Here is a 25028-nt window from a genome sequence, read left to right as displayed (position 1 = left end):
TTCCCTATTTAAGTTTTATTATTTTACTTCGCTACCCGGCTTCACCTCACGTCCCGGCATGATGACTGCCAGACTACCGTCGTTGTTTTCGGCACTTAGAATCATGCCTTCGCTGACGATGCCTTTCAGTTTGCGCGGAGCAAGGTTGGCGATGAAGCAAACCTGTTTGCCTACCAGCTCTTCCGGTTGGTAATGCTTGGCAATGCCCGATACGATGGTACGTGTTTCCAGTCCGTCGTCAATCTTGAATTGCAGCAATTTATCCGCTTTCGGCACTTTCTGACATTCAAGAATGGTACCTACACGGATATCCAGTTTCGTGAAATCCTCGAATTCGATGTTCGGACGGATAGGATTAGCCTTGTAGTTGGCTTCTTCGTTTGCTTTCTTTGTATCGAGCAATTTTTGTACTTGTGCTTCGATCGTAGCATCTTCAATCTTTTCGAACAATAATTCCGGTTTGTTCAGCTGGTGACCTACAGGCAGAAGGTTGTCACGTCCCAGTTCCGACCATTCGAAGCTTTCCATGTTCAGCATTTTGCGGAGTTTCTCCGAGCTGAACGGCAAGAACGGGTCGAAGGCGATGGCAAGATTGGCAACCAGTTGCAGGGAGATGTTGAGGATGGTACCTACACGCTCCATGTCTGTTTTTGCCAGTTTCCACGGTTCGGTGTCGGCGAGGTATTTGTTGCCGATACGTGCCAGGTTCATGGCTTCTTTCTGTGCGTCGCGGAATTTGAATACGTCGAGCAGTTTTTCCACTTCTGCTTTTACGTCTGCAAATTCTTTCAGCGTTTCTTTGTCGTAGTCGGTCAATTCGCCTTGTGCAGGTACGCGCCCGTCGAAGTATTTCTGAGTCAATACCATTGCACGGTTCACGAAGTTACCGTATACGGCTACCAGTTCGTTGTTATTGCGTGCCTGGAAGTCTTTCCAGGTGAAGTCGTTGTCTTTCGTTTCCGGTGCGTTGGCGGTCAGTACGTAGCGGAGTACGTCCTGTTTGCCGGGGAAGTCCGCCAGGTATTCGTGCAACCATACAGCCCAGTTGCGGGAAGTGGAGATTTTGTCTCCTTCGAGGTTGAGGAATTCGTTGCTCGGCACGTTTTCCGGCAGGATATAGCTGCCTTCTGCTTTCAGCATGGCGGGGAATACGATGCAGTGGAACACGATGTTGTCTTTCCCGATGAAATGGATCAGGCGGGTTTCAGGATCTTTCCACCATGTTTCCCAGCTGTCGGGGAGCAGTTCTTTGGTGTTGGAGATGTAGCCGATAGGTGCGTCAAACCATACATAAAGCACTTTTCCTTCTGCTCCTTCTACGGGGACGGGGATACCCCAGTCGAGGTCACGGCTCACGGCACGTGGTTGCAGTCCCATGTCGAGCCAGCTCTTACACTGACCGTACACGTTCGGACGCCATTCTTTGTGGTCTTCCAGAATCCATTTGCGCAGCCATCCTTCGTGCTTGTCGAGAGGAAGATACCAGTGTTTGGTTTCTTTCATCACCGGTTTGCTGCCGCTGATGGCGCTTTTCGGGTTGATAAGATCCGTAGGAGAAAGTGAGGTTCCGCACTTTTCGCATTGGTCGCCGTAAGCGCCTTCGGAATGGCAGTGGGGACATTCTCCGGTGATATAACGGTCGGCAAGGAATGTTTTTGCTTCCTCGTCGTAATATTGTTCAGACGTTTTCTCGATGAATTCGCCTTTATCGTACAATGTTTTGAAGAAATCCGAAGCCAATTGGTGATGCGTCGGCGAAGTGGTGCGGCTATACACGTCGAATGAGATACCGAATTCTTCGAATGATTTTTTTATCAGCGAATGATAACGGTCTACTACATCCTGCGGAGTAATTCCTTCTTTCTTGGCGCGAATCGTGATAGGCACCCCGTGTTCGTCCGAACCTCCGATGAATAATACATCTTCTTTTTTCAAACGCAGATAACGCACATAAATATCTGCCGGTACGTATACACCAGCCAAGTGACCGATATGGACAGGACCGTTCGCATACGGCAGTGCCGATGTGACGGTGGTTCTTTTGAATTTCTTTTCCATTATATAGTGTGATTTTTGTTGTTTTCAGCTTTGCAATGTGCAAAGATAATGATTTTTCACCACAGATTACACGGATTAACACAGATTTTTCATTCTCATTAGTTGTGGTGGTTTTGTGATTGTCTTGTGGTTGCGGCTGCCTTGTGGTCGTGGTTGCTTTGTAGTTGTGATTGCCTGTACGGTATGTGGCAACTGCGCTTATGCAACACATCCTGCGGGGGGGCTTTGAGGATGAATATGAAAGATCAGTATTCCTCTGTCTCCTCCGTCCCCTTTATCTCCTCCGTGTCCACTGTGTCCTCTGTGGTGAAACCTTGAAACTTACATCATCATGTGCCTCCTGATGGAGAATTTCACAATTGCCATCGCGTTTGATAGCTGTTAACAGCTGTTCCCTCAAGTGTTAACAGTCATTTCTCTAACTATTAATACCTGAAATGCCGGATGTTAATACTTGCCGATAGGATAACAGAAGGACAACATATTGTATACGAATACTCCGTATTTGGCTGATTACAGGCCTGACTGATAAAAACTAACATTTCCCGGCAACTACTGTAAGGAATGCCGTAAAACTGTCAGCCTGCCCTTGAAACCGTACACTCGATCCTCCCGGATGCTGTTGCAGAAACCGCGGATATTGTAACGCAACCCCCCGATACTGTAACAGAATCCCCGGATACTGTAACAAAAAGCACCCTCCTAAAAAGAAAAGAAAAAGAAAGGAAAGAAAACATCCTCCCTAACCCTCCTTTGCCCAAAGGAGGGGATGAGGAAGAAAAGGGAGGAGATTTTCTGTTGAGTACCCTGAATAACTGAATGGATAAGGGCTATGATGCCGTTTTTGTCACGTAATACATTGTAAATAAGACATATATAGACAAATATTTATATTAACGAATTTATTAACGCACATTTTCAAAATCTCTTGTACAGGCGGAAATAAGGCCTTATATTTGCATTGTCGATAAGCTTAAAGACACAGACGAACTAGAATTATTAACAACTAAAAAACTATTACAATTATGCCAGTATTGTACAAACCCTTCCAGTCAACTCTGGAAGACCAGAAAAGCGCCCGATCCGGCTGCATAAATGACGTCACGGCAGTGAGGAATACACAAAATGTAAACGACAGACTTCGTAGGCTTAACTGAACATTTGGCTTTTAACTAGACATTTGACGCGACGAACGCTTAAAGACGGAAGTGTCATTTCTTATGTGTGGGGATACAACGGACGTTATCCGGTCATTATAGAAAAGAACGGATTAAGGTATAGTTACGAGTACAAACCGTTGATTGGGATAATTTCGATGACAGATCCCAGGGGAGTGAAGACTTATTATGAATATGATAATGAAGGAAGACTTCAGTGTGTGAAGGATGATGACAGGAATGTAGTCACCAGATATGATTATCATTATGATTCGGGTATAAACAATTAAAAACATAGCTTGTAGTATATGAGAAAGATATTTGCATTTATATTATTATCGTCAATTTGCATAGTCTTATCGGGAAGCGAACATTTTTCTGCCGCAACAACAATGGAAAGGAATTCGGCAAGTTTTAACAGAAGCTTTATCCATAAGCAAACGATGCTTTCTGACAAAGGGGATTCCATGCTTGAGGAATACCGGTATTTTGACGGATTAGGAAAACCTGTACAAACAGTATGGCATGAAATATCTCCAGCCAAAGGGGATTTGATATCTACTTTTACATACGATTCCATAGGAAGGCTGTCGCAACAATGGTTGCCACTCCACGTTGTGGGTAACAATGGCGCTTCTGTCCTGCCGTTATGTATATGACAAGACCGATAGGCTGATATATGTTCAAAATAGTCTTCAACGGCAAAAGCAGGAATGGGTTTTCTCCATTGCTGACGAAAAAGGAAGAGAGGCTATAAAAGGAACGGGCATAGGTTTTTCTGTCAATGTTCCGTCTGTTTCGGATGTAAGGGTATATGCCAAACTCCTGTCGGATTGAAATCGGGAAAACGTTCTTATTTGGATGATAATACATCCCTGTTGACGGTGTTTTATTATGACAATAAAGGGCGTATCATCCAGCAACGGGGCACGAACCATTTGGGAGGATATGATATCTATTTTTATTCGTACACGTTTACGGGGTTGACCAAAGGATGCGTTCATTTACAGCTCGATTCTGGACGGAATGTGGTAATTGCAGAGTATTGTAATTTTATATATGACAATGGCGAACGTTTGAAACAAGTAAAACATACCTTGAATGGTGGGCAGGAAAGTGTATTGTCGGAGAATGAATATGATGATTTGTGCCGGTTGAAAAAAGTGAAGCTGAACAATGGGACAATGACATTGGGCTATGATTACAATATTCGTAATTGGCTGACAAGTATTGAAAGCCCGCTTTTCAAACAAAAGATGTATTATGTGGATGGTGCAGGTATTCCTTGTTACAATGGGAATATCAGTAGTGTTACGTGGCAATCGGCTCTGTCGGGCAAACTGTCGGGATATAAGTTCAGCTATGACGGTTTGAACCGGATGAAGGATGCAATGTATGGCGAAGGGAGTTCCCTTGATGTCAATCCTGGTTATTTCAATGAGCAAGTGGCCGGCTACGATAAGAATGGAAATATGTTGGGAATAAAGCGTTCAGGCAAGTTGTCTGAGCATAGTTATGGTCTGATAGATAATCTGTTGATGGCTTATGATGGTAATCGTTTGCTTGCAGTAAAGGATAAAGCCGGACAGTCGGTGTATTCCAATGCCTTTGAATTTGTAGACGGTGCAGATGAAGCGACCGAATATTTTTACGACGCCAGTGGTAATCTGATAAAAGATTTGAATAAGAAGATTGTTGATATCCAATATAATTATTTAAATTTGCCAAGTCGTATAGAATTTGAAAACGGAGATAGTATTGTTTACTTGTATGATGCAAACGGAACGAAACTTCGCGCCACACATGTGATAGGAGATGATACAACTGTTACGGACTATTGCGGCAATGTGGTCTATGAAAATGGTGTTCTCAGATTGTTGTTGACTGAGACTGGCTATGTTTCTTTGAACGATGATAAGTATCATTACTTCATTCAGGATTATCAGGGCAACAACCGTGTGGTTGCCGATGAGGACGGTATCGTGGAGGAGGTGAATGATTATTATCCGTTCGGCGGGTTGATGGCTTCTTCTGTCGGTTCTGTTCAGCCTTATAAATATAACGGCAAGGAATTGGATCGGAAAGGCGGACTGGATTGGTATGATTATGGGGCGAGACAGTATGATGCAGCGTTAGGACGTTGGCATTCAGTGGATCCGTTGGCGGAGAAATTCTATCCGTTCAGTCCATATAACTATTGTTTCGATAATCCTGTTAAATATATAGACCCTGATGGAAAACAAGGTAGACCCACACGCCCACCTGTAAGAAGAGGATATCGGAATGGAGGAAGACCCAATCCTTATGCTTTCTATCCAAGAGGTATGAGACCGCAGTCTTATGTACAAAAAACTTCTATGACTTATCGGGGGAATGGCACAAGGCAGATGGTAGGAATGGGACCTCAGACTATTTTAAATACGGTTAATACTCCGGGTGGTAATGAGGTGCAGATGAGTAATAATAATGAACTCGGAATGTGGCTGTCAGGTTTTGGTGATTTGACAAGCAATCATATTGAATTCAGAGAAAAATTGATAAGTCTTGTTAGCACTGTGCGTTATGGAGAAGATGGCAATGTTCAAAATAGCACGGAAATAGTGATAGATGATCCTCAATTGGCTATGCAACAACTTGATTACGAAATGAAAGCAAGGGAGATAGAAAAGGGATTGGGAGAAGTCGACTTTACTGGAAAATCATTGGTAGAAAGTCTTGAAATGCTTGCAGAACGCAAAAAAGTTATACAAGACAAAATAGGTATATCTCCGAAAGAGGTTATACAGACAGAATTGTTTCTTCACCCTGAAAGGTTCCGATTTGGAACATCAACAAGAAGAATCCTGCCTGAATTGATTCAACACTAATATGTTTATGAAAAAGAGAAGAAAGAAGTGGACAACTAAGAATACCCATATAGAAAGAAAAAGGAAAAAAGAGATTATTGAATATAAAAATACGCCATACACAATAATTTTAGCAATTATAGGTGTGGCTACAGCAATAATTGTTATATTATCTATTGCCTTGAACAATCATATTGTTGGCTATGATCATTATATCGGTATTCCTCGTGAATGGGTACATTCCTTGTTAAAGTAACTTTTCTCTGGCATAAGATTTCAACTTATGCCAGAGTCTTTCTTGTATTAAGGTAATGTCTTGAATCTGTATTTCCCTGACATAAGTTGGCTAAAAACAGTTTATATCAGGATAATCTTTTAAACTAATCAATAAGTCAGCATCATCCACCTGATTTCTTCATCTTTCTTCCCATTATCCTATGTTTTCTCTTATATTTCTCCCCTTTTTCTTTCTTTTTTCTCATAAGAAAGAATATATTTGTATCCTAGTTTAAACGAAAACCAAAGCATGATATGATAACAACCCAGTTGCTTCGTCCTGAAAGCATTGTCGTAGTAGGGGCATCGAATAATGTGCATAAGCCGGGTGGCGCAATATTAAAGAATTTGATAAACGGAGGTTATCAGGGAGAACTTCGGGCGGTGAACCCGAAGGAGACAGAAGTGCAAGGAGTTCCCGCCTTTGCGGATGTGGATGATCTGCCGGACACAGATCTGGCGGTGTTGGCTGTGCCTGCCTCGATGTGTCCTGATATGGTGGAAACATTGGCCAGCAAGAAACAAACCAGGGCATTTATCATACTTTCGGCTGGTTTTGGTGAAGAAACTCACGAAGGAGCACTGTTGGAAGAACGTATTTTGGAAACAGTCAATAAATACGGGGCTTCGTTGATTGGTCCGAACTGCATCGGATTGATGAATACATGGCATCATAGCGTGTTCAGCCAACCGATTCCTAACTTAAACCCCAAAGGGGTGGACTTGATTTCCAGTTCCGGTGCTACGGCGGTATTTATTCTCGAAAGTGCCGTAACAAAAGGTTTGCAGTTCAACTCAGTCTGGTCGGTGGGAAACGCCAAGCAGATCGGCGTAGAAGATGTGCTGCAATTTATGGATGAGAACTTCGATCCCGAAAAAGATTCTCATCTGAAACTACTCTATATTGAAAGTATTCAGAACCCGGACAGATTGCTCTTCCATGCCTCTTCATTAATAAGAAAAGGCTGTAAGATTGCGGCAATCAAAGCCGGAAGCTCTGAGAGCGGAAGCCGGGCGGCATCTTCCCATACAGGTGCAATTGCCAGTTCCGATTCGGCAGTGGAGGCGTTGTTCCGTAAGGCGGGGATTGTGCGTTGCTTCTCTCGTGAAGAATTGACTACTGTAGGTTGCGTGTTTACTTTACCCGAATTGAAAGGAAAGAATTTTGCCATTATCACTCATGCCGGAGGACCGGGAGTGATGCTGACAGATGCCTTGAGTAAAGGCGGACTGAATGTGCCTAAACTGGAAGGAAAAGTGACCGAGGAATTAAAAGCCCAACTATTCCCCGGTGCTGCCGTCGGGAATCCTATTGATATTCTGGCTACCGGAACACCGGAGCATCTGCGCCTTTGCATCGACTATTGTGAAGAGAAACTTGACAATATAGACGCCATGATGGCCATCTTCGGAACTCCGGGATTGGTTACTATGTTTGAAATGTACGACGTGCTTCACGAAAAGATGCAGACTTGCAAGAAGCCGATTTTCCCCATTCTTCCTTCCATTAATACAGCCGGAGCGGAGGTTTCCGCCTTTCTGGCAAAAGGACATGTGAACTTTGCAGACGAAGTGACCTTGGGTACTGCCCTTTCACGTATCGTCAATGCTCCTAAGCCGGCAGCTCCTGAGATAGAACTGTTCGGAGTGGACGTTCCGAGGATTCGTCGTATTATTGATTCCATTCAGGAAGATGGTTATATCGCTCCTAATTATGTACAAGCATTGTTGCACGCTGCCGGTATTCCGTTGGTAGATGAATTTGTTTCCGATAATAAAGAGGAGATAGTAGCTTTTGCCCGTCGGTGCGGATTTCCGGTAGTTGCCAAAGTGGTTGGTCCTGTGCACAAATCGGATGTCGGCGGTGTCGTTCTGAACATTAAAAGTGAGCAACATCTGGCACTGGAATTTGATCGTATGATGCAGATACCTGATGCAAGAGCAATTATGGTACAGCCGATGCTGAAAGGTACGGAACTGTTTATTGGTGCAAAATATGAAGAGAAATTCGGACATGTGGTACTTTGTGGTTTGGGAGGTATTTTTGTAGAGGTGCTGAAAGACGTATCTTCCGGTCTCGCTCCGCTTTCTTACGAAGAAGCTTATTCAATGATTCATTCTTTGCGTGCTTATAAAATCATTCAGGGAACACGTGGACAAAAGGGAGTCAATGAAGACAAATTTGCCGAAATTATTGTCCGTTTGTCCACTTTGCTACGTTTCGCTACAGAGATCAAAGAAATGGATATAAATCCGCTTCTGGCAACGCAAAAGACCGTTGTAGCAGTTGACGCGCGTATTCGAATAGAAAAATAGGACTATTTTTTCATTCATTGAGACATATTTATTATCTTTCCGATGTGATTTTGCCTACATTTGGTAGCGCTAACGGAAGGATGGAAAATACGTATATTTATGAAGAAAGTTCTCATATTTTTAATCTGTTTAATCGGCTATCAGATCGGCTGCCATGCGCAAATGGCGGACGAGCATTATTATTTCAAAAATCTTAGTGTACAGAACGGATTATCTCAAAATACGGTCAATGCGATTTTGCAGGATAGGCAAGGCTTTATGTGGTTCGGCACAAAAGATGGTTTGAATAGATATGACGGTTTGTCATTCCGCAAATTCAAACATGATGACCGTACACAGCGGAGCATTGGTAATAATTTTATTACAGCTCTATATGAGGATGCGAAAGGAAATATCTGGGTAGGTACGGACGTAGGACTTTATATTTATAACCCGGAAAAAGATTCTTTTCGGTATTTTGCTGATTTGAGCGCAGAAAACACGAAAATAGAACGTACTGTAACTGCAATCTCCGGAGACAACAAAGGGTGTATTTGGGTAGCGGTAGAGTCGCAGGGACTATTTTGTTATGATCTGGAGGAAGGAAAACTCCGGAACCATACATTGAAGAACTTTTCTTTTATCTCCACCAATGTGCAGTCTTTTGTTTTCGATAATAGCGGAACCCTTTGGATTGCATGCTATGGTGACGGGCTTTTCTATTCGAAAGACCGTCTGAAAACCCTTCATCCTTATGTTTCACCTGTAGACAATCAAAAAACTTATGAAAATGATGTTGTGATAGGCTTGGTGAAAGGAGCATATAATTGTTTATATATAGGCTCTTTAAAGGGAGGAGTAAAAGAACTGAACCTGACTTCTAACAAATTGCATGACTTGCTTTCAGAAGATGAAAATGGAGAGTCTGTTTTTTGTCGTGAGTTGTTGGTCGCTTCTGATAACGAATTGTGGATTGGCACAGAATCGGGACTTTATATTTATAATCTCCGAACGGGTAAATACGTTCATTTGCGCAGTTCGATCAATGATCCTTATTCCTTGTCCGACAATGCTATTTATTCCTTATGTAAGGATCGCGAGGGTGGCATTTGGATCGGTTCTTATTTTGGAGGTGTGAACTACTATCCTCGTTTTTATACGTATTTCGAGAAATATTATCCCAAAGGAACTGATAATGGTTTGCATGGCAAACGAGTACGTGAGTTTTGCCAGGATAATCAGGGTATTCTGTGGATTGGTACGGAAGATGGTGGCTTGAACCGTTTCAACCCTAAGACCAAAACTTTCTCCTTCTTTACGCCCAGCAGTGCTTTTACCAATGTGCATGGTTTGTGCTTGGTTGGCGATTATCTTTGGGTGGGAACCTTCTCAAAAGGAGTGAAAGTAGTGGATACACGTACGGGAGCTATTGTGAAAACCTATCAGAAAACAGATTCTCCCCGTTCATTGATGGATAATAGTGTTTTCTCTATTTACTGTACAACGACCGGTGATATTTACTTGGGAACTTTGTTCGGTTTGCTAAGATATAATAAACAGTCTGATGATTTTGACCGGATATCGGAACTGAACGGCAAGTTTGTATATGATATAAAGGAAGATTCCGGAGGCAATCTATGGCTGGCAACCTATGCAAATGGGGCTTATTGTTACAATGTGAGCGAAAAGAAATGGAAAAACTATTTGCATGATGAAAATAATCCGAAGAGTCTCCCGTATGATAAGGTATTAAGTATCTTTGAAGACTCTCACCGGCAAATTTGGCTGACCACTCAAGGAGGAGGCTTTTGTCGTTTTCAGCCGGATACGGACACATTTGCCAATTATACTTTGTCGGAGGGACTGCCGAACGATGTTGTATACCAGATTGTGGAGGACAAAGAAGGTTTTTTGTGGTTGACAACTAACAACGGTTTGGTCTGCTTTCAACCTACTACCGGAATGAAGAAGGTATATACCACCTCCAATGGCTTGTTGGGCGACCAGTTTAATTATCGTTCAAGCTTGGAAACCGAGGATGGTACGATTTATTTGGGTAGCATCGATGGTTTTATAGCCTTTAATCCCAAGAATTTCTCCGAGAACAAGTCTCTTCCGTCTATTGTAATTACTGATTTCTTCTTGTTTGGAAAGGAAGTATATGCCGGTGAACCGGGTTCCCCGCTAGAAAAGAGTATTACTTTCTCTGATCAGCTTGTTCTCCAGTCTAATCAGAACTCTTTTTCTTTCCGGGTGGCAGCATTGGATTTTCAGGCTCCTAAGACAAGTCGGATTATGTATAAGCTGGAAGGCTTTGATACGGACTGGCTGACCATTGGAGAAAGTCCTATTGTTACCTATTCTAATCTTCGATATGGTGATTATACCTTCCGGGTGAAGGTTTCCAATAGTGATGGAGTATGGAGTGACGATGAGGTGGTATTGGAAGTACATATTCTTCCTCCTTTCTATCTTTCTATGTGGGCGTACTGTGCGTATGCTTTGCTGATTATCGGCTGTTCTTTACAAATTGTTGTGTATTTCAAGAGACGCAGTAATAGGAAACATCGCCGGCAGATGGAGAAATTCGAGCAGGAGAAGGAGCGTGAAGTTTACTATGCAAAGATTGATTTCTTTACGAATGTGGCCCATGAGATACGTACACCGCTAACATTGATTAAAGGTCCGTTGGAGAACATTATATTAAAGAAACGGGTCGATGCGGAAACGCGGGAAGACCTGAATGTAATGAAACAGAATACGGAACGATTGTTGAACCTGACTAATCAGTTGCTTGACTTCCGTAAAACGGAAAGTCAGGGATTCCGTTTGAATTTTGCGAAATGTAATGTAACGGAGGTCTTGAAGGAGACTCATGTACGTTTCACTTCCCTTGCCAAACAAAAAGGTTTGGAGTTCACCTTGCAAGTGCCTGAAAAGGACTTCTATGCACATGTGAACCGGGAGGCGTTTACGAAGATTATCAGTAATCTGTTGAACAATGGGGTGAAGTATGCTGAAAGCTACGTACATATATCTTTGGAGGTGCCGGAAGCGGATAATAATAATTCATTCCGTATTCGTACAGAGAATGATGGAGTGATTATCCCTAATGAGATGAAAGAGGAAATTTTCAAACCTTTCGTTCGTTTTAATGAGAAAGAAGACGGAAAAGTGACTACCGGAACAGGGATTGGCTTAGCTCTTTCCCGTTCATTGGCCGAACTGCATCAGGGGACTCTGGCCATGGGAAAAGGAGAAGAGAATAACACCTTCTGTCTGACTTTGCCGATCGTTCAGGATATGACAATAACCTTAACACCGGAACCGGTAGTTGAAATAGACACGATGAATGAAGTTCCTGTTGGAGAGACGGAAAATAAGGACAATCGGTCTACAGTGCTGATTGTAGAAGATAATCCGGATATGCTTGCCTTTGTGGTGCGTCAGCTGTCGAGAGAATATACTGTATTGACTGCCACTAATGGTGCGGAAGCGTTGCAAGTGTTGGATGGTAATTATGTGAACTTGGTGGTTAGTGATGTCGTGATGCCTGTGATGGATGGTTTTGAATTGTGTAAGACGATCAAGTCTGATTTGAATTATAGCCATATTCCTGTTATACTGTTGACTGCGAAGACGAATATCCAGTCTAAGATAGAGGGAATGGAATTGGGAGCAGATGCTTATCTGGAGAAACCTTTCTCTGTGGAATATTTGCAGGCTTGTGTTTCCAACCTTATTCAGAATAGAGAGAAACTACGTAAGGCTTTTGCGCAGTCTCCTTTTGTGGCCGCCAATACGATGGCGCTGACAAAAGCTGACGAAGATTTTATAAAGAAACTGAATGAGGTAATTCTGACGAATTATAGCAATCCGGAGTTTAGCATGGATGATATGGCGGATAGTTTGAATATGAGTCGTTCCAATTTCTATCGGAAGATGAAGGGCGTCTTGGATTTGAGTCCGAATGAGTATCTTCGTCTGGAGCGTTTGAAGAAAGCTGCTCAATTATTGAAAGAGGGAGAAAAACAGGTAAATGAGATTTGTTATATGGTAGGTTTTAGTTCTCCATCTTATTTTGCTAAGTGTTTCCAAAAACAATTTGGAGTATTGCCAAAGAATTTCATGAGTTAATATTAATTTATAGCTATAAAGATTAGGTAAAAAGTATCTTTTAAAAGAATGATGGAATGAAAAAGTATGTAAATTTGTTTGTCTTCGTTTTTATGATAGGTGTTTGCTTTTCGCAGGTGAAAGCACAGACAAAGTCTGCAGTCAGTTATAAGAATCCGGTTGTAGATATTGATATGCCCGACCCTACGGTGATTAAGGCGGCAGATGGGTATTTTTATGTGTATGCTACCGAGTCTACCAGAAACGTTCCGATCATGAAGTCGAAAGATTTGGTGGAATGGACGTATTGCAACACAGCATTCACGAATAAAACTCGTCCCAGGTTTGAACCTAAAGCTGGAATTTGGGCACCTGATATTCATTATATGAACGGTAAATATGTGCTTTATTATGCAATGTCAGTGTGGGGAGGAGAACAAACGTGCGGCATTGGGGTGGCTACTGCCGACTCTCCGCAGGGACCTTTTACGGATCATGGTAAGATGTTCCGTAGCAATGAGATTGGTGTGCAGAATTCGATCGATCCCAGCCTCCTGCAGTATAAGGGGAGAAACTATTTGGTATGGGGCAGCTTCCGGGGAATATATGTTATTGAACTGACTGCGGATGGACTGTCGATCATGCCTGGAGCGAAAAAGAAGAAAATAGCAGGAACTGCTTTTGAGGCTGCCTATGTTCATAAGCACGACGGTTATTATTATATGTTCGCCTCCGTAGGAACTTGTTGCGAAGGAGTCAAGAGTACATATAAAGTCGTAGTGGGACGCTCTAAAAAAGTGTGGGGACCGTACAAAGACAAGACTGGCAAACCGATGTTGAAAAATGGTTATTCTTTGGTGATAGGTGCGAATGATCATTTTGTAGGCAATGGGCACGGCTCGCAGATTATCCGGGATGATGCCGGACAAGACTGGCTTCTGTATCATGGTTTTTCAAGATCGGCCCCGGAGAACGGACGTATTCTGTTGCTGGACCAAATCAAATGGGATAAAGAAGGATGGCCTTATGTAGAAGGAGGATCTCCTTCTTACGAAACACAAAAAGCACCTGTATTTAATAACTGATTTTTCAAATAAACTAATTATAATCTTAAATACCACAAGCATGAAACATACCCCTATTAGCAGGCGGGATTTTCTAAAGAATTTAGGCATAGCCGGGGCAGGTACCCTTCTTGCAGCAAGCCCTTGGCTTTCTGCTTTTTCGGAGGTGATGAACACCTCAAACGAGAAGTGTCGTCTGGCAATTATCGGACCCGGTTCCCGGGGACAGTTTTTAATGGGATTTTTGGCTAAGAACCCCAAAGTCGATATTGTAGCATTGTGCGACATTTATAAACCGTCTATCGAGAGCGCATTGAAACTTGCACCTAATGCCAAAGTGTATGGTGACTACCGGGAAGTGCTGGAGGATAAGTCGATAGATGCTATACTCGTAGCTACCCCTCTTAGCTCGCATTGTAAAATTGTATTGGATGCCTTCGACGCAGGAAAGCATGTGTTCTGTGAAAAGTCAATAGGTTTCACGATGGAAGAGTGTTACCGTATGTATCAGAAGCATCGTAGTACGGGAAAGATCTTCTTTACAGGGCAACAGCGCCTGTTCGATCCTCGTTACATCAAAGCAATGGAGATGATTCATGCCGGTACCTTTGGCGAAATAAATGCCATCCGTACTTTCTGGAACCGGAACGGGGACTGGAGACGTTCGGTACCTTCACCCAATTTGGAACGCCTGATAAATTGGCGTCTCTACAAGGAATTCTCAAAAGGACTGATGACGGAACTTGCTTGCCATCAGCTTCAGATCGGAAGCTGGGCTTTGCGTAAGATACCCGAAAAGGTGATGGGACACGGTGCCATCACTTATTGGAAAGACGGCAGAGAGGTGTATGACAATGTGAGCTGTGTATATGTGTTTGATGATGGTGTGAAAATGACATTTGACTCTGTCATTTCCAATAAATTCTATGGACTGGAAGAACAGATCATGGGTAATCTCGGAACGGTAGAACCGGAAAAGGGAAAATATTACTTTGAAAGTGTAGCTCCTGCACCGGCCTTCCTGCAAATGGTGAATGACTGGGAAAACAAGGTGTTTGACTCTCTGCCTTTTGCCGGAACAAGCTGGGCACCGGAAACTGCAAACGAAAACAAAGGAGAATTTATTATCGGAGAACGTCCCAAGAGCGACGGTACGTCATTGTTGTTGGAAGCTTTCGTTGAAGCCGTCATAACACAAAAACAACCTAAAAACATAGCGGAAGAAGGATATTATGCAAGTATGCTCTGTTTGCTGGGTCATCAGGCGTTGGAAGAAGAGCGGACGCTTTATTTCCCTGATGAGTATAAAATAGATTATCTGAACCATCAATCTGTAAAAACACCCGAAGCAATATGAAAGACACGATTATAACCGCACGACGTAAGAAAACAGAGTTAATTACTTTACTCGTTTGTTTCGTAGTTTCTAATTTGCTACATCTTTATGCAATTATTGCTTATCATGCACCATTTACGGAGATGATAACGTCTATATTTTATATCGTTATATTTACTTTTGTGCTTTATGTTTTCTGGGGGATTTTGCGTCTCTTGTTTTATGGAATGCAAGCACTGTTTAAAAAGAAAAGCAGGAGTTGATAGTTTTCTTGCATAATTTTAAAGAAGAACTTAATCAATATCAATGAAAATAAATAATTTATGGTAACACGAAGGGATTTTTTGAAAACGATGTCGATGGCTTCAGCCGGATTGGCATTGGGAACCGGTGATTTATTACATGCGCAAACCGCTTCACCTAAAACAGGAAGAGGTGACAAAGTGAAGATTGCTTATATCGGCATTGGTAACCGTGGAGAGCAGATTATTGAAGACTTTGCACGCACAGGCATGGTGGAAGTGGTGGCTTTATGTGATGTAGACATGGGCGCCAAACATACACAAAAGATAATGGCTAAATACCCGAAAGCAAAGCAGTTTAGGGATTTCCGCCAAATGTTTGATAAGGCCGGTAACGAATTTGATGCCGTAGCAATTGCTACTCCCGACCATTCGCATTTCCCGATCAGTATGCTGGCTTTGGCTTCCGGAAAGCATGTATATGTAGAGAAACCGCTGGCACGTACTTTCTATGAAGCGGAACTGTTGATGCAAGCGGCGCGTAAACGTCCGAACTTGGTGACGCAAGTAGGAAACCAAGGTCACTCCGAAGCCAACTATTTTCAGTTCAAGGCTTGGATGGATGCAGGTATCATCAAAGACGTTACTGCTATCACTGCCCACATGAATAACCCGCGCCGTTGGCATAAATGGGACACCAATATTTATAAACTTCCTTCCGGTCAGCAACTGCCGAAAGATCTGGATTGGGACACTTGGCTCGGAGCCGCTCCTTATCACGAGTATAATAAAGATTATCATTTAGGACAATGGCGTTGTTGGTATGATTTCGGTATGGGAGCATTGGGCGACTGGGGAGCACATATCCTCGACACGGCTCACGAATTCCTGGAACTGGGATTGCCATACGAAGTCACCATGCAATATGCAAATGGACATAATGATTACTTTTTCCCGTATTCTTCCACAATTCTCTTCCGTTTTCCGCAACGTAAAGGAATGCCACCGGTAGATATTACCTGGTATGATGGTTTGGATAATCTTCCTCCTATTCCTGCCGGTTATGGAGTGTCGGGACTAGACCCGAACATCCCGGCAACTAATCAGGGAGATACTCCGAAATCTAAGTTGAATCCGGGAAAGATCATTTATACGAAGGATTTGATCTTCAAGGGCGGTAGTCATGGAAGCACTCTATCCATTATTCCGGAGGAGAAAGCAAAAGAGATGGCAGACAAGTTGCCGAAAGTTCCTAAAAGTCCTTCCAATCACTTCGAGAACTTCTTATTGGCATGTAACGGTATTGAAAAGACACGCTCGCCGTTCGAAATCAATGGAGTGTTGAGTCAGGTATTCTCACTGGGTGTGATGGCTCAACGACTTAATACACAGTTGTTCTTTGATCCTCGTACGAAGCAGATTACAAATAATGAATTTGCCAATGCAATGCTGGCGGGACTTCCGCCGCGTAAAGGTTGGGATGAATTTTATAAATTATAATAAATAGAAACAGCCTTTTCCATTCCTCCTCTTCAAGAGAAAAGGATGGGAAAGACTAATCAATGATTATGAAGAAGAATATCGTATTAACTTTACTTTTATTCTGTGCCGCTTCTTTAGGTGCACAGAATTGGGAACCTCTTTTCAATGGGAAAAACCTGAAAGGATGGAAAAAATTGAATGGCAAAGCCGAGTATAAAATTGTAGATGGTGCCATTGTCGGTGTATCTAAGATGGGAACACCCAATACTTTTTTGGCAACGACAAAGAATTATGGTGACTTTATCCTTGAGTTTGACTTCAAGGTAGATGACGGTTTAAATTCCGGAGTACAGCTTCGTAGTGAAAGCAAGAAAGATTATAAGAAAGGTCGCGTACACGGTTATCAGTTTGAGATCGATCCTTCCAAACGCGCTTGGTCAGGTGGTATCTATGATGAGGCACGTAGAAACTGGCTTTATCCTTTGACGCTGAATCCGTCGGCAAAAAACGCTTTTAAGAATAATGCATGGAATAAAGCTCGTATTGAGGCTGTAGGTAACTCAATCCGCACCTGGATAAACGGAGTACCTTGTGCTAATATCTGGGATGATATGACTCCTGTGGGTTTCATTGCTTTGCAAGTGCATGCCATTGGAAATGCGGCAGATGAAGGTAAAACAGTTAGTTGGAAAAATATCCGCATTTGTACGACGGACGTAGAACGCTATCAGACACCGGAAGCGCAAGCTGCACCGGAAGTGAATCTGATTGCCAACACGATTTCTCCGAATGAAGCAAAAGAAGGATGGACTCTATTATGGGATGGCAAGACTACTGATGGATGGAGAGGAGCTAAACTTTCTACTTTCCCTGCAAAAGGCTGGAAGATAGAAGATGGAGTTCTGAAAGTAATAAAGAGTGGTGGCGCTGAATCTGCTAATGGCGGTGATATTGTGACTACCCGTAAATACAAGAACTTTATTCTGAAAGTAGATTTTAAGATTACTGAAGGTGCCAATAGCGGAATTAAATATTTCGTAAACCCGGATATGAATAAAGGTGCAGGCTCTGCCATCGGTTGTGAATTCCAGATTCTTGATGATGACAAACATCCTGATGCAAAACTGGGTGTGAAAGGTAACAGAAAGCTAGGTTCGTTGTATGATCTGATTCCGGCTCCTGAGAATAAACCTTTCAACAAGAAAGAATTTAATACAGCTACCATTATCGTAAAAGGTAACCATGTAGAACATTGGTTGAACGGAGTTAAATTGATTGAATATGACCGTAACAATGAGATGTGGAATGCATTGGTAGCATACAGTAAATATAAAAACTGGCCTAATTTCGGAAATCCGGAGGAAGGAAATATACTTCTTCAGGATCACGGAGACGAAGTGTGGTTCAAGAACGTGAAAATTAAAGAACTGAAATAAGGCGTATTCCATATTATTGTGGGAGATACGTCGAAAATTCCTTATAAATTTTTATTCAGGCACGGATTGCGCGGATTTCACGGTTGTTCTAATGAAATAGCAACCGTGTAGTTCGGGTAATTCGTGCCTAATTTGTCCTGCTATACGATGCAAGTCCCTATTCAACATATCTATAAGCCATCCCGTGAAGGCAGTGGACTGCTTTACGCCTGGTTTCTTTCCATGCATACACGGGTGGATATTATCCTGTATAGCAAGAAAACGGAAGGAGAATTGTTGCTTGTGGTCAATCGTATTTATGATGCATTGTGCCGGTTGGAAAAGATGGCGAACTTTTATGATCCGACCAGTAAATTGGCTTATGTCAACCGGACAGCTTTTGTTTCTCCGGTCGTTCTTAGCGAAGAACTCTATTCAATGATTGATTTATGTCTGGAATATAATGAGAAGACTCTGGGGTGTTTTGATATTACAGTCCATTCAGAAAATTACAATCAGACCACGATACAATCGGTCCATTTATCAGCCGAAGATCATAGTATCTATTTTTCACGACCGGGAGTTGCTGTCAACTTATCCGGTTTCCTCAAGGGATATGCTTTGGAGACAATTAAAAGCATATTGAATGAGTGCGTGATAGAAAATGCATTGATAAATATGGGAAACAGTTCTGTCCTTGCATTAGGTAATCATCCGGTAGGAACGGGATGGAAAGTCAATGATATACTTCTTCATGATGAGTGTCTTACAACCTCTGGCAATGACTCTTCTGAACGTCGGCACATTGTTTCTCCTCGAGATGGAAAATTGGTGGAAGGCGCCCGACAGATATCTGTAGTTACAACGAATGGGGCAATAGGAGAAATATTGTCTACCGCTTTGTTTGCCGCTGACGGTGAACAGCGTAAAGCTTTGATGGGTATATATGCACACTGTCGTGTATATATATATCCACCGTGCTGAGTATATATACTCACCGTGCTGGACATATATACCCACCATACTGTATTGAGTATCTATATCCAACGATACTTATCCGACTCACTTAGATAGCCTGTAGACGAGTAAAATTAATTGTTAAATACGGGCAAATATCCCCATAATTGAATATGACCTGTTATTTCTGTTTTTTGAGACAAAAATACTATTTGAGATAAGCTCACATCTTTTATCTTTGCCGTAAATTGCATTGTCTATTAATATAGGCATTGGAATATAAAACGGAAGTAAGTAGATGAATTCAATATAAGCTTGAATATTATCTTATTAATATTAACTCAAATTTATTTAATATGAAAAACAGAAAAGAAGGTTTCACGCCTCGGGTAGGATTGTTCTTACTATTGGTGACTTTTTGTCTTGGTGCAATACAGGCTCAAAGTTCTAAGATTACGGGATATGTGAAAGACCAATCGGGTGAACCGTTGATTGGAGTAAATGTGATGGAAAAAGGGACCACTAATGGAACCGTAACCGATCTGAACGGATTCTATAGCATTGTGGTAAAGGCTTCAAATGCTGTGTTGAATTTCAGTTATATTGGTTATAAAAATCAAGAAATTCCGGTAGCAGGTAAAAAACTGATTAACGTCACAATGAAAGATGATTCAGAGACGCTGGATGAAGTAGTTGTAGTAGGTTATGGTACGATGCGTAAAAAAGACCTGACTGGTTCGGTCGTCCAAGTCCGTCCTGATAAAATTGCGAATGAAAATCCTAAAACTGTTCAAGACATTTTACGCGGAACACCGGGATTAGTGGTAGGTTATGGTGAAGGCGATGCTGGCGCAAAAGGCGGCGGTGAGATGAAAATCCGTGGACAGCGTTCTGTTTATACAGATGGTGGTCATAACAATCCGTTGATTATCCTCGACGGTATGTTCTTCCAAGGAGAACTCTCGGAAATTAATCCGGATGATATTGGGCAGATAGATGTTTTGAAAGACGCGTCGGCAGCTGCTGTTTATGGAGCACAGGCTGCTAACGGTGTAATCATCATCACAACGAAAAAAGGTAAAAAAGGCAAGCCTGTTGTTAATTTCACAGCTAGCGTAGGTTTAACTCAAAAGGCTGCCTATCGTGATAGATGGCAAACTACGGACGAATATCTGCAGCACTATGTAGACTGGAAAGAAAAAAACACTTATGGTGTGAATGTTGAAACAGGAGAATATGCAGCTTATTCAAGACCAGGTAATGAATATACTTCAAAGCCGGAGTATTTCCGGAATCCTAATAATTTGTCGGGAGTGTCCTTGGAACAGTGGCGTAATTATTCGACCAACCGGGAAGGAGAATCTGATCTTAGTATATGGGCAAGACGTTTGGGATTTAGATATGATACGGCTGCACTTGACAATCTTTTGTTGGGAAAGACCGTCGATTGGCAAGATGAAGCGTTCCGATTAGGTTTCAACCAAGACTATAATGTAAGCATTAGTGGTGCCGGTGATAAAGTGGATTATTACCTGTCTTTAGGTTATCTGCGTAATGAAGGCGCGTTTGTCGACGATACTTATCGGGCTATTCGTGCAAACTTGAAACTAAATGCAAAAGTAACCGATTGGTTTGAAGTGGGTGCAAATGTAAACTTTCAAGATCGTTCGGATGGTGAAATCGGCATGGATAAAGGTGGTTTTATGGAAAACAGTCCATACGCCATGCTGAAAGACGAAAACGGAAACTATACACAAGACCCCTTGATGTATCAATATGACCGTGCTAATGAAAAGAACTGGTATTTTGAGAAGCAATACATTCAATTGGAAAAAGGGTATACTACATTGAATACGATCTTCAATGCTAAAGTAAAACTGCCTTTCAACATCACTTATCAGTTTAATATTGCACCTCGTTTCCAATTTTTCTACGACCGCTATTTTACGTCTGCAGAAAGACCCAATTCCAATCCTAACGACCGTGGAACAAACCGGGAACAAGCCAAACGTTTTAACTGGTCGCTGAACAATACTATTACTTGGGATCAAACTTTTGCCAACAAGCACCATGTTATTCTGACACTTGTGCAAGAAGCGGAAGAACGCCAATATTGGTCGGACCGAATTGAAGCCCGTAATATCTTGCCATCTGATGCGCTTGGGTTCCATAACACCCAGAATGGAGATAAGGCTGTCAGTACATTCAGAACAGATGATAATCATCAAACGGCTGATGCATTGATGGCACGTGCATTCTATTCTTACGGTGATCGTTATATGGTTACCGGTACCATCAGACGTGACGGTTATTCGGCTTTTGGAGCAAATAATCCTTATGCATGGTTTCCTTCGGGAGGTCTGGCATGGTCATTCACCAATGAGGATTTTTTCCAAAAATATACTCATATCATGAATAGCGGTAAACTGCGTGTTTCATACGGTAAAAACGGTAACCGTTCATTGGAAAATCCTTACGAAGCACTTGCCAATCTTTATCCGGGGGGTGGTAAGATGCAAGGTTATATCACTTCCTCAGGTGACTTATATTTAATGCGTTATTTGATGGCCCAACGTATGATGAACCCGAATCTGCAATGGGAAAAGACACAATCGTGGAACTTTGCATTGGACTTTGGATTCTTGAACGACCGTATCACAGGTACATTGGAATATTATCGAATGAGTACCAAAGATATGATTATGAGACAACCTCTGTCTAATTTCACCGGATTTGAAAATATCACCACCAATTTAGGACAGGTGGACAATAGTGGTTTTGAGGTGGCATTGAATACGCTGAATATTGATAAGAAGAATTTCCAATGGAGTTCGTCATTCAGTCTCTCATATAATAAAAACAGAATCAAACATTTGTTCGGTGATCGTCAAGATATAGTAGATGCTAATGGAACTGTGGTAGGTTCCAGAGAAGCGGATTATGTGGCAGCCGGATGGTTTATCGACAAGCCTATTAGTGCGATTTGGGATTATAAAGTAACAGGAATCTGGCAGAAAGATGAGGTTGAAGAAGCTAAAAAATACGGGCAGGTTCCTGGTGACCCGAAAGTATGGAACAATCCGGCTAACGACCAATACGATGCTGATGGCAATTTGGTGAAGGTTATCTATAATAATGATGATAAAGTGTTCCAAGGACAAACTGCCGCTCCGGTTACATGGGCATTGCGTAATGATTTCACCTTGTGGAAAGATCTGACTCTCTCTGTGAATATTTACTCTCGTATGGGGCATAAGAGTCTGGAAAGTATGTATTTGAACAATGATGACGACGGTGGTGGCATGACTTACAGATTGGTGAACAAGAATGCGAAGGAATATTGGACTGTAGACAATCCGACTAATAAATATGCACGTATCGAGGCGCAAGGTCCGGAAGGTGCAAAAGGCGCACGTAGATTATATAATCGTTCTTTCATTCGTTTAGAAAATATATCTGTCGGCTATACATTGCCAAGGGCTTGGACGGAAAAAGTACAAATCGATCGTGTGAAAGTGTATGGCTCTGTTCGCAACGCTGCTGTATGGGCTAAAGATTGGGAAGGATATGGCGACCCTGAAACCGGAAATTTTGCATCTCGTATTTGGACGCTTGGACTTAATTTAACATTCTAATCTTTTAAACAGAAACGTATATGAAAAATTATATTCAAAAATATATTTGTAAAAGTGTCACTTTATTTGTGGGCACTTCATTGATGTTGACCGGATGTTCGGAAAGTTTTTTAGATCCGGATCCTCAAACAATGTTTGAACCGGAAACTGTGTTTTCTACGGAAAATGGTATCAAATCTGTATTGGCTATTTGCGACCGTCAGCTTAAACGTAATTATGTGAGCGAAGATTCCAGAGAGATGATAGCGCTGCCCACAGAATATACTTTTTCTGATTTGATGGTACCGTCTGCAACTGATAAAAGCGGATTGTTGGATAATGTTGACAATCTGTTGAGGCCGAACAGCGACCAAAGTGACGAAAAGAATCTAGGACGCACAAACAGTATATACTTCTTCTGGAGACAAAATTTTGAAGGTGTTAGAAATGCTAATACAATACTTTCATTTATTGACAATGTACCGATGGATGAAACTTTGAAAAACGAATACATTGGCCGTGCTTATTTCCATCGGGCGTATCGTTATTATTCATTAGTCTTTCAGTTTGGACATGTACCTTTGTTGACAAAACTTCCGGAAGTTCCTAAGCAGAACTATCGATCTACTCACCGTGATGCTATTCTGAAAAAAATGGTAGCAGATATGGAATTTGCTGTACAATGGGTTCCTGAACAGAAAGATATGGATTATGTGGGTATGGTAAATAAAGGCGCTTGCCGCATGTTGCTTTCTAAACTCTATATGTCTATTGGCGAATTCGGGAAGGCAAAGGAACAGTTGGATATCTTAATTGATAACTCAGGCTATTCTTTGATGAAAGAATCCTTCGGAACCTTTTTTGAAGGCGGCGAATCTGCATCATGGCGTATTACCCGTAATGTTATCTGGGATTTACATCGTCCGGAGAACAAGTTGATTGCTGCCAACAAGGAAGTGATTATGGGTATGCCCAACCGGGGAGCAGAGAAAGAATCATTCATCCCGATGTTGACTATGCGTATTATGTACCCTTTCTTCTTTGATAATAAAATCAAAATGCCTGATGGAAAGCAAGCTCTGTTCAACTATACTCGCAAAGATGATAAATACCATAAAGAATATGATTATATGCGCGGACTGGGACGTGGTATATCAACATTCCGTACTACCACTTTCTATCAAGACGATTTGTGGGCTGTTAATAATAAAATGGATCAAGGCGATTTGCGGCATAGTGCGGAAACGGGAAACTGGATGCACATGGAAAACCTGAAATGTAATAATCCGGATTCTGAATTCTTCGGGCAAAATATCAAGCTTTACGCAGAAGAGGATTATTACAATGATAAAAATGAACTGGTTACCCCCAAGGGAGCTTTGTTGTGTTCTGACACGATTCGTCGTTGGTATGACGTTCCTCATTATATTTTCTGCCTGAATGATGTCATCAATCAAGCGAAAGAAACCAATAATGGTCTGGAAGGAGCTACGGATGGTAGTATTGCTGATTGGTATCTGTATCGTTTGGCGGAAGCTTATCTACTGCGTGCAGAAGCAAAATTCTATATCAATCCGGATGATCCGACAATCAAGGATGATATAAACATCATCAGAGAACGTGCTCATTGTACGGAGCTTTATGCAGGCAAGGTTACTATCGGTGATATCATGGACGAACGTGCGCGTGAACTTTTCTTTGAAGAATGGCGTAATGTAGAGTTGACCCGTGTATCTCTCTGCTTGGCTATCAGCGGCAGAGCGGACGAGTTTGGGAATACATATAAGGTAGAAACATTCGACAAGCAATCCGGCACCGATCTGGAAGGTGGCAGCTATTGGTATCAGCGTTGCATCAAGAAAGGTATGTACAACAAAGGCGTTACTATTAACGTAAACGCTACTAAAACAGACATCAATTATATCATGGGTAAACATAACATTTATTGGCCTATTCCTGAAAAAGCAATCGTTTCTAACGGAAAGGCTCCTTTGTATCAGAACTACGGTTATGATGGTTATGATCCAAGTGTGAAGATATGGGAAACTTGGGAAGAGGCTGTGGCCGATGAAGACAGATTCTGATAGATGAGTAAAGCTTTTGATAAATAGATAATAAATAGCCACCGTAATCTCGGATTTTGAGTTGCGGTGGTTGTTTTTTGAACATA

Annotated in this window: 15 protein-coding genes; 14 read left to right on the top strand and 1 reads right to left on the bottom strand. The window is 42.0% G+C overall.

Features of this window, described 5'->3' with window-relative positions; all coding sequences use genetic code 11:
- Positions 1 to 18: 18 nt before the first annotated feature.
- Positions 19 to 2058, bottom strand: coding sequence for a methionine--tRNA ligase (gene metG, locus A4V03_RS18045; RefSeq protein ID WP_065539817.1), 2040 nt, complete (start codon positions 2056 to 2058; stop codon positions 19 to 21).
- Between the two features lie 1180 nt (positions 2059 to 3238).
- Here metG and A4V03_RS18040 point away from each other — a divergent pair.
- The 14 genes from A4V03_RS18040 (at position 3239) to A4V03_RS17980 (ending at position 24942) form a co-directional block, all read left to right on the top strand.
- Positions 3239 to 3505, top strand: a complete 267-nt coding sequence (locus tag A4V03_RS18040; RefSeq protein WP_065539816.1) for a hypothetical protein — start codon at positions 3239 to 3241, stop codon at positions 3503 to 3505.
- Positions 3506 to 3523: 18 nt separating this feature from the next.
- Positions 3524 to 3874 (top strand): DUF6443 domain-containing protein, encoded by a 351-nt coding sequence (locus tag A4V03_RS21590; protein WP_306821706.1) that lies wholly within the window; start codon positions 3524 to 3526, stop codon positions 3872 to 3874.
- Positions 3875 to 4048: 174 nt separating this feature from the next.
- Positions 4049 to 6082, top strand: a complete 2034-nt coding sequence (locus A4V03_RS21585) for an RHS repeat domain-containing protein (protein ID WP_065539813.1) — start codon at positions 4049 to 4051, stop codon at positions 6080 to 6082.
- Between the two features lie 7 nt (positions 6083 to 6089).
- Positions 6090 to 6317 (top strand): hypothetical protein, encoded by a 228-nt coding sequence (locus A4V03_RS18030; RefSeq protein WP_135999309.1) that lies wholly within the window; start codon positions 6090 to 6092, stop codon positions 6315 to 6317.
- A 275-nt stretch (positions 6318 to 6592) separates the two neighbouring features.
- The gene (locus A4V03_RS18025) at positions 6593 to 8653 is read left to right on the top strand and encodes an acetate--CoA ligase family protein (RefSeq protein WP_065539811.1); all 2061 of its coding nucleotides are present in this window, start codon (positions 6593 to 6595) and stop codon (positions 8651 to 8653) included.
- A gap of 99 nt (positions 8654 to 8752) precedes the next feature.
- Positions 8753 to 12769 carry a hybrid sensor histidine kinase/response regulator transcription factor gene (locus A4V03_RS18020; RefSeq protein ID WP_065540497.1) on the top strand — a complete coding sequence of 1339 codons (4017 nt, stop codon included), beginning with the start codon at positions 8753 to 8755 and terminating at the stop codon, positions 12767 to 12769.
- Positions 12770 to 12825: 56 nt separating this feature from the next.
- Positions 12826 to 13833 carry a family 43 glycosylhydrolase gene (locus A4V03_RS18015; RefSeq protein ID WP_065539810.1) on the top strand — a complete coding sequence of 336 codons (1008 nt, stop codon included), beginning with the start codon at positions 12826 to 12828 and terminating at the stop codon, positions 13831 to 13833.
- Between the two features lie 40 nt (positions 13834 to 13873).
- Positions 13874 to 15169 (top strand): Gfo/Idh/MocA family oxidoreductase, encoded by a 1296-nt coding sequence (locus A4V03_RS18010; RefSeq protein WP_065539809.1) that lies wholly within the window; start codon positions 13874 to 13876, stop codon positions 15167 to 15169.
- Positions 15166 to 15411 (top strand): hypothetical protein, encoded by a 246-nt coding sequence (locus A4V03_RS21390; protein ID WP_065539808.1) that lies wholly within the window; start codon positions 15166 to 15168, stop codon positions 15409 to 15411. Before A4V03_RS18010 ends, A4V03_RS21390 begins: the two co-directional genes overlap by 4 nt.
- A gap of 60 nt (positions 15412 to 15471) precedes the next feature.
- A complete protein-coding gene (locus A4V03_RS18000) occupies positions 15472 to 16890 on the top strand; it encodes a Gfo/Idh/MocA family oxidoreductase (protein ID WP_065539807.1) in 1419 nt (472 codons plus the stop codon).
- Between the two features lie 68 nt (positions 16891 to 16958).
- Positions 16959 to 18308: a 3-keto-disaccharide hydrolase gene (locus tag A4V03_RS17995; protein WP_065540496.1), complete on the top strand. Its 1350-nt coding sequence runs from the start codon at positions 16959 to 16961 to the stop codon at positions 18306 to 18308.
- A gap of 147 nt (positions 18309 to 18455) precedes the next feature.
- Entirely contained in the window at positions 18456 to 19271 is an 816-nt protein-coding gene (locus A4V03_RS17990) for an FAD:protein FMN transferase (RefSeq protein ID WP_065539806.1), read from the top strand.
- A gap of 329 nt (positions 19272 to 19600) precedes the next feature.
- A complete protein-coding gene (locus A4V03_RS17985; protein WP_065539805.1) occupies positions 19601 to 22879 on the top strand; it encodes a SusC/RagA family TonB-linked outer membrane protein in 3279 nt (1092 codons plus the stop codon).
- Positions 22880 to 22899: 20 nt separating this feature from the next.
- A complete protein-coding gene (locus A4V03_RS17980; protein WP_065539804.1) occupies positions 22900 to 24942 on the top strand; it encodes a RagB/SusD family nutrient uptake outer membrane protein in 2043 nt (680 codons plus the stop codon).
- Positions 24943 to 25028 lie beyond the last annotated feature (86 nt).

The sequence above is a fragment of the Bacteroides caecimuris genome, from assembly GCF_001688725.2.
GTDB classification, from domain to species: domain Bacteria; phylum Bacteroidota; class Bacteroidia; order Bacteroidales; family Bacteroidaceae; genus Bacteroides; species Bacteroides caecimuris.
This window is presented reverse-complemented; position numbering and strand designations above follow the sequence as displayed.

What these genes read in the sequence shown, in the direction of transcription:
- metG (WP_065539817.1), bottom strand. Translation starts at nt 2,058, where the DNA reads ATGGAAAAGAAATTCAAAAGAACCACCGTCACATCGGCACTGCCGTAT.
- A4V03_RS21590 (WP_306821706.1), top strand. Translation starts at nt 3,524, where the DNA reads ATGAGAAAGATATTTGCATTTATATTATTATCGTCAATTTGCATAGTC.
- A4V03_RS18030 (WP_135999309.1), top strand. Translation starts at nt 6,090, where the DNA reads ATGAAAAAGAGAAGAAAGAAGTGGACAACTAAGAATACCCATATAGAA.
- A4V03_RS18025 (WP_065539811.1), top strand. Translation starts at nt 6,593, where the DNA reads ATGATAACAACCCAGTTGCTTCGTCCTGAAAGCATTGTCGTAGTAGGG.
- A4V03_RS18020 (WP_065540497.1), top strand. Translation starts at nt 8,753, where the DNA reads ATGAAGAAAGTTCTCATATTTTTAATCTGTTTAATCGGCTATCAGATC.
- A4V03_RS18015 (WP_065539810.1), top strand. Translation starts at nt 12,826, where the DNA reads ATGAAAAAGTATGTAAATTTGTTTGTCTTCGTTTTTATGATAGGTGTT.
- A4V03_RS18010 (WP_065539809.1), top strand. Translation starts at nt 13,874, where the DNA reads ATGAAACATACCCCTATTAGCAGGCGGGATTTTCTAAAGAATTTAGGC.
- A4V03_RS21390 (WP_065539808.1), top strand. Translation starts at nt 15,166, where the DNA reads ATGAAAGACACGATTATAACCGCACGACGTAAGAAAACAGAGTTAATT.
- A4V03_RS18000 (WP_065539807.1), top strand. Translation starts at nt 15,472, where the DNA reads ATGGTAACACGAAGGGATTTTTTGAAAACGATGTCGATGGCTTCAGCC.
- A4V03_RS17995 (WP_065540496.1), top strand. Translation starts at nt 16,959, where the DNA reads ATGAAGAAGAATATCGTATTAACTTTACTTTTATTCTGTGCCGCTTCT.
- A4V03_RS17990 (WP_065539806.1), top strand. Translation starts at nt 18,456, where the DNA reads ATGCAAGTCCCTATTCAACATATCTATAAGCCATCCCGTGAAGGCAGT.
- A4V03_RS17985 (WP_065539805.1), top strand. Translation starts at nt 19,601, where the DNA reads ATGAAAAACAGAAAAGAAGGTTTCACGCCTCGGGTAGGATTGTTCTTA.
- A4V03_RS17980 (WP_065539804.1), top strand. Translation starts at nt 22,900, where the DNA reads ATGAAAAATTATATTCAAAAATATATTTGTAAAAGTGTCACTTTATTT.